3 protein-coding genes are annotated in these 4,980 nt (G+C 70.3%); all 3 read left to right on the top strand.

Annotated elements, in window-relative coordinates:
- On the top strand, positions 1–137 hold a 137-nt coding region (locus E1265_RS33540; protein WP_132934727.1), incomplete at its 5' end, for an AbfB domain-containing protein.
- Between the two features lie 33 nt (positions 138–170).
- Positions 171–3,494: a glycoside hydrolase family 2 TIM barrel-domain containing protein gene (locus tag E1265_RS33545; RefSeq protein WP_132934728.1), complete on the top strand. Its 3,324-nt coding sequence runs from the start codon at positions 171–173 to the stop codon at positions 3,492–3,494.
- A gap of 147 nt (positions 3,495–3,641) precedes the next feature.
- The gene (locus E1265_RS33550; RefSeq protein WP_132934729.1) at positions 3,642–4,955 is read left to right on the top strand and encodes a glycoside hydrolase family 43 protein; all 1,314 of its coding nucleotides are present in this window, start codon (positions 3,642–3,644) and stop codon (positions 4,953–4,955) included.
- Positions 4,956–4,980 lie beyond the last annotated feature (25 nt).

Below are 4,980 nucleotides of genomic sequence, written 5' to 3' on the forward strand. Positions count from 1 at the left end.
CGTGGACGTCGTTCCGCTCGCACAACTACCCGGAGCGCTACCTGCGGCACGCGAACCACGTGCTGCGGATCGACCCCCTGGGTCCGGGCTCCCCCGCCGGGGACCGAGCCGACGCCACCTTCCAGATCTGCTACTGAACCCGCGACGCACAGCAGAGAAAGAAGCAACAGATGACTGGTACCCCGGAGCGGCGCCCGCTGGTCCACCGTCGCACGCTCCTCGGCGGCGGTCTCATCGCCCTGGGCACCGCGGCCGTACCCCCGTTGGCGGGGACCGCGGTCGCCGCCACCGGTGCCCCGTCGGCCGGCGCGCCGACCGACGCGCTGGCCGACGAGTGGCCCACCCCACCCAACGGGCACCCGGAGTGGCGGAACAACATTGGGATCTTCGAGGTCAACTCCGAGCCGCCGCACGCCACGTTCATGCCCTACGCCGACCTCCAGCAGGCGCTGGCCGGGGACCGCACCGACTCGCCCTACCGGCTCGGCCTCGACGGCACCTGGCGGTTCCAGCACGTCGACCGGCCGGACGACCGGGACCCCGACTTCCACCGGACCGACGTCGACGACAGCTCCTGGGACACCATCCCGGTGCCGTCCAACTGGCAGTTGCACGGCTACGACTTTCCGATCTACGTGAACATCGCCTACCCGTGGTGGGGTGCCAGCGGCCAGAGCGAGGCCCCGCTGCCGCCCGAGGTGCCGACGCGGTTCAACCCGGTCGGGCAGTACCGCCGCACGTTCCAACTGCCGGCCGGGTGGCAGGGCCGGCGCGTCCACATCCACTTCGAAGGCGTCAAGGCCGGCTTCTACGTCTGGGTCAACGGGACGCGGGTCGGCTACCGGGAGGGCTCCTACACCCCGGCGGAGTTCGACATCACCGACCACGTCCGCGCGGGGACCAACCTGGTCGCCGTCGAGGTCTTCCGGTTCCCGGACGGGGACTGGATGGAGAACCAGGACATGATCCGGCTCTCCGGGATCTTCCGGTCGGTCTACCTCTACTCGCTGCCCACGGTGCACCTGCGGGACTTCACCCTCGGCACCAGGCTGCGGGACAACTACACCAACGCCGACCTGGCGGTCACCGCCCAGATCCGCAACAGCGGCGCCCAGCGATCAGGCACCTACACCGTGGAGACCCAGCTCTACGACGCCGAGCGGCGGCCGGCCTGGTCCGGCACGCTGCGCCTCACCGCCGACATCGGCTCCGCCCCACCGGGACAGGACATCACCGCGCGCGCCTCCCGGAGTGTGCCGGGTCCGAGGCTCTGGTCGGCCGAACACCCCGAGCTGTACACCGCCGTGCTCCGCTTGCGGGACCCATCGGGCGCCGTCGTCCAGACCGTGTCGGCCCGGGTCGGCTTCCGCGAGTTCGCGCTCCGGGACGGCCTGATCCGGATCAACGGCCGACCGGTGTCGCTGCGCGGCGTCAACCGGCACGAGATCGACGCCGACCGCGGGGCGGCCCTGACCCGGGAGGACTTGGTCCGCGACATCAGGGCGATGAAGCGGCTCAACATCAACGCCGTCCGCACCGCGCACTACCCGAACAACCCCGTGTGGTACGAACTCGCCGACGAGTACGGCCTCTACGTGATGGACGAGGCCAACCTGGAGACGCACGGTGTCATGCGCGACTACCCGGCCTCCAGGACGGACTGGACCGCGCCGGTGATCGACCGGGCCGCCGCGATGGTGCACCGCGACAAGAACCATCCGTCGGTCGTCATCTGGTCCCTCGGCAACGAGGCGGGCGCGGGCGGCAACTTCGTCACCATGCGGAACTGGATCCGCGCGGCCGACCCCACCCGGATCATCCAGTACCAGGGCGACAACCGCCCGGAGGTCAGCGATCTCCGCGTCGAGGGCTACGAGTCGCCCGCCCAGGTGGAGGCACGTGCCAGCGCCAGCGACCGCCGGCCGTACGTGATGCACGAGTACGCCCACTCCATGGGCAACTCCACCGGCAACCTCAAGGAGTACTGGGACGTCATCCGGAGCCATCCGGTCCTCCAGGGCGGGTTCATCTGGGACTTCGCCGACGAGGCGTTGCGCTGGCCGATCCCGTCGGGTGGCGGGCGGACGTATCTCTCCTACGGCGGTGACTGGGGCGACCGGCCCGACTTCGCGGGCAACTTCTGCGGCAACGGCATCCTCGACGCCGAGCGGCGGCCGGCCGGCAAGGCCGTCGAGGTCAAGCAGATCTACCAGGCCGTCAACGTGTCCGCCGGCGCCGACGTCACGGCCGGGGTCATCCGGATCGCCAACGAGTACCTGTTCACCAACGTCAACGAGTTCACCGGCGACTGGGCCCTGGTCGCCGACGGGCAGGTCGTCCAGCGCGGCACCCTGACCGCCGCGCAGCTCGACGTACCGCCGCTGTCCAGCAGGACCGTGGCCCTCCCGATCCGACGGCCGGCTGCCCCGGCGCCGGGCGCCGAGCACTTCCTCCGGCTCTCCTTCACCCTCCGCTCCGCCACGCCCTGGGCCGAGGCCGGTTTCGAGGTGGCCAAGCAGCAGCTGCCCGTCGACTTCGACAGCCCGCCGATCGTGCCGACCCCCGTCACGCAGGTACCGACGCTGACCGTCTCGGACAGCGGCGGCACCATCACCGTGCGCGGCACCGACGTCACCGTCACCATCTCCCGGTCGACGGGCCTCATGACCTCGTACGAGGCGCTGGGCACGCGCCTGGTGAGCTCCGGTCCGGTGCCCAACTTCTGGCGGGCGCCCAACGACAACGACCGGGGCAACGGCCATCCGACCCGCAACGCCACCTGGCGGAGCGCCGGGGCCAACCGCACCGTGACCGGCGTCGACGTCCGGCGGCTGTCCGACCGCGCGGTCCGGGTCACCGTACGGGGCACCCTGCCGACCAGCACCGCCTCCCAGTACACCACCACGTACACGGTCTACGGCAACGGCGAGATCAGGGTCGCCAACACGCTTCGCCCCGGCTCGTCGAGCCTGCCCTACATACCGGAGGTCGGGACGATCCTGTTCCTGCCGAGCGCCCTGGAGCGGATGCACTACTACGGCCGAGGGCCCGAGGAGAACCACTGGGACCGCCACACCGGCTCAGACGTCGGCGTGTACTCCTCGACGGTCAGCGACCAGTGGACCAGCTACCTCCGCCCCCAGGAGAACGGCAACAAGACCGACATCCGCTGGGTCGCGCTGGTCGACGCCCAGGGCCGGGGCCTGCTCGCCTACGGCGAAGGGCTGTTGGAGGTGAACGCCTCACACTTCACCCCCGAGGACCTGTCGGCCGAGACCCGTCACGAGTACCAGCTGTCGCCCCGGCCGGAGGTCGTACTGCGGCTGAACCACCGGCAGATGGGCGTCGGCGGCAACGACACCTGGGGGGCGCACACCCTCGACGCCTACAAGCTGTTCCCCGACCGGGAGTACGCGTACGCCTACCGGCTGCGGCCCCTGCTCGCCGTCCAGGACGCGATGGCCCTGTCCCGGCGCCCCGTGAGCGAGACCTAGGAACCGGGGCGGCCCCGGCGCGGACGCCGCCTCCCGGCACGACCGGAACCCACCACCTGAGGAGTTATCGTGACACCGAGAACACCGCTCCCGGCCCGTCGGACCTCCAGGCGCCGCATCGCCTGGCTGGTGAGCCTGCTGTGCGTCATGACCTTGTTCCAGGGCGGCACGGCGAGGGCCGACAACCCCATCGTCCAGACCATCTACACCGCCGACCCGGCACCCATCGTCCACAACGACCGGGTCTACCTCTACACCGGTCACGACGAGGACGGCTCGACCTGGTTCACCATGCGCGACTGGCGGGTGTTCTCCTCCTCCGACATGGTGAACTGGACCGATCACGGCTCGCCGCTGAGTCTGGCCACGTTCAGCTGGGCGAGTGCCAACGCCTGGGCAGGCCATGTCGTGGCCAGGAACGGCCAGTTCTACTGGTACGTGCCGGTGACCAACCGAGCCACCGGGCGGATGGCCATCGGCGTGGCCGTCTCGGACAGCCCCACCGGGCCGTTCCGGGACGCTCTGGGGCGCCCGCTGGTGGAGAACGGGGAGATCGACCCCGCCGTGTTCATCGACGACAACGGGCAGGCCTACCTCTACTGGGGCAACCCCAACCTGTGGTACGTGCGGCTCAACCCCGACATGGTCTCCTTCACGGGCGGCCCCACCCAGATCCCGCTCACCACGGCGGGCTTCGGCCGACGCGACGGGAACCCGTCCCGCCCGACCCTCTACGAGGAGGGACCGTGGGTCTACAAGCGCAACGGCCTCTACTACATGATCTTCGCGGCGAACTGCTGCTCGGAGTCCATCGCCTACTCCACGGCCCCCGGACCCACCGGGCCCTGGACCTTCCGCGGAACGATCATGCCCACGCAGGGCAGCAGCTTCACCAATCACCCCGGAGTCATCGACTTCCGCGGCAACTCGTACTTCTTCTACCACAACGGCGCCCTGCCGGGAGGCGGCGGCTTCACCCGCTCCGTCGCCGTCGAGAGGTTCCAGTACAACGCCGACGGCACCATCCCGACGATCAACATGACCACCGCCGGGGTGCCACAACTGGGTACGCTCAACCCGTTCGTCCGCCAGGAGGCGGAGACCAGCGCCTGGGCCTCCGGCGTGGAAACCGAACCGTCCGGTGAGGGCGGGATGAACGTCGGCTACATCGACAACGGCGACTGGCTCAGGATCAGGGGCACCGCCTTCGGCACCGGCGCGAGCACCTTCACCGCCAGGGTGGCCTCGGCAGCCGGCGGCGGCACCATCGAAGTGCGCCTGGACAGCACCACCGGCCCGCGGGTGGCGACGTGCACGGTGCCCGGCACCGGAGGCTGGCAGACCTGGACCACCGTCTCCTGCCCGGTCACCGGCGCCACCGGAACCCGCGACCTCTACCTGCGGTTCACCGGCGGCAGCGGTTCTCTCTTCAACGTGAACTGGTGGCAGTTCGGCCGCTGAGCCCGCCGCCCCGGTGGAGCCCCAC

The organism is Streptomyces sp. 8K308, from assembly GCF_004348315.1.
Classification (GTDB): Bacteria; Actinomycetota; Actinomycetes; order Streptomycetales; family Streptomycetaceae; genus Streptomyces.